Source organism: Cylindrospermopsis sp. CR12 (assembly GCF_001432185.1).
GTDB lineage: Bacteria > Cyanobacteriota > Cyanobacteriia > Cyanobacteriales > Nostocaceae > Raphidiopsis > Raphidiopsis raciborskii.
In genome coordinates this window covers 1-1,606 of the sequence record NZ_LMVE01000034.1, presented here as the reverse complement: position 1 = coordinate 1,606, position 1,606 = coordinate 1, and the positions used below count along the sequence as shown (strand labels likewise).

Annotated in this window: 4 protein-coding genes and 1 pseudogene; all 5 read right to left on the bottom strand. The window is 44.3% G+C overall.

Features of this window, described 5'->3' with window-relative positions; genetic code table 11:
* Positions 1–431: pseudogene (locus ASL19_RS04165) on the bottom strand (transposase); the annotation flags it as partial.
* Positions 432–786: 355 nt separating this feature from the next.
* Complete coding sequence (locus ASL19_RS18800) at positions 787–915, bottom strand: hypothetical protein (protein WP_255356428.1); 129 nt, start codon at positions 913–915, stop codon at positions 787–789.
* Entirely contained in the window at positions 860–1,006 is a 147-nt protein-coding gene (locus ASL19_RS17105) for a glycosyltransferase (RefSeq protein WP_082604649.1), read from the bottom strand. Before ASL19_RS17105 ends, ASL19_RS18800 begins: the two co-directional genes overlap by 56 nt.
* 251 nt (positions 1,007–1,257) lie before the next feature.
* Positions 1,258–1,359: a DUF4114 domain-containing protein gene (locus ASL19_RS18915; RefSeq protein WP_211942495.1), complete on the bottom strand. Its 102-nt coding sequence runs from the start codon at positions 1,357–1,359 to the stop codon at positions 1,258–1,260.
* 19 nt (positions 1,360–1,378) lie between these two features.
* Positions 1,379–1,576: a hypothetical protein gene (locus ASL19_RS04160; RefSeq protein WP_057177408.1), complete on the bottom strand. Its 198-nt coding sequence runs from the start codon at positions 1,574–1,576 to the stop codon at positions 1,379–1,381.
* Positions 1,577–1,606 lie beyond the last annotated feature (30 nt).

The window sequence follows — 1,606 nt, the reverse complement described above, 5'->3', positions numbered from 1 at the left end:
AGATTGAGTAGAGCCTGACGCAGATTTACCTCACTATTACCCCCCTTCAAAATTGGGACAAACGGTAGCAAGGAAGACAGATTTTGCTCAAACACCGTCTCCGCCTCAATCTCCCACAAATTAATCACCCGATAGTCCTGATAGGCCCTACAACCCATAATTTCGGACTCATAACGGCTGCGAATTATCTCCGTCGGCCCAGGTTGAAGAATATTGACGACCACTGGATAGACTAGTAGCCCATACTTTTCCTCTACTAGAGCAGCATAAGCTCGCATTCTTCGGGGCATCTTAGCATCATGGCGCAGTTGTAGCTCATTCAGTAGAATAAAATCGCCACACTCAGGACTATGGGCCTTGAGCAAAACATCACTTTCCCGCTCGATCCAAGGAGGCCTGATGCTCCGGACTAGGGAGAGTGCGATCGCCAACGAATTACCCGTGATTATTCGTTATAGTTTAAAATTGAGACAGAGACATCCTACCACTAGCCACCTAGGTATATGAGTCTAGTTGGTACGAACTGAGATCATATAGACCGTCAAAGCTCTGCACCTTATGGTTTAGTTTATATTTCATTTAGAAACAGGAGGAACAATTACCTCATGCCGGCATAATATCATAACTTGTTGCATAAATAAACCAAGGATTGCGATTATTTTACATTTCTTTACATCATTGGGAGATCCCCAAGGAATTACTCGTCATTGTTTAAATTAACCCTTACCTGGAGACTGTCCGTGGGGGAGACCGGGAATCAATTCTCGGTCTCAAAGCGCAAGTCGGTTAAACCCGACTGGTTTTGTCGTGGGTAATCGTAGGTTGGGTTGAGGCACGAAACCCAACAAACCAAATTATTTTAGCTGGATTGCCAACAGCGATCGCTTGAACCATCATCTGATAGTAAAATCTCATAAGGGGCTTGGGTTTGTTCAAGACAAGAAGATATTGTGGTGCGAATAAATTTTTCAGCATTGTAAGTCGAGTTGGTACGAACTGAGATCATGTAGACCGTCAAAGCTCAGCACCTTATGAAGTTTATATTTCATTTGGATATGGGCGGGATTAATTACCCCATGGCAACATGATATCAGATTTGTTGGATAAGTCAAGGGTAAGCTCTACCGAGATAGCTTGTGGAGTAGAAAAACCTCTCAAGAATCATGTTGAGACTAGGATGAAACAGGAAGTAGGTTCTAAAGTCCAGATCTGTAGGGGGAGACCGAGAATTCATTCCCGGTCTCCCTGACCTTAGCTTTAACCAAAGGAGAAGACCGTGTCATTGAAGTCGTAATCATTGACCCCTACACCAGCAGGTAAATCTTCGAATCCAAAGATATTGTTGCCAAAGCTCTTGATGTGAGCTGCACCGTCTGGGTTAGCTGCTGAAACCCTGGAGGTCGGTGTAGGTGATTTGCACTCGCAGGTTTTGGTTCAGATCTTCATCTGTGACGACATAAATGGCTTTGTCACCATCTTTTAAGATGTTATTCCAACTACTATCGTTGTTAGAGCGTTGCCATTGGTAAATCACATTGGTACTGTTGGGATCTAGCCCATCCAGGTCTCCGACCACGGAACCAGTGTCTCAAAGCCTAATTCGGTT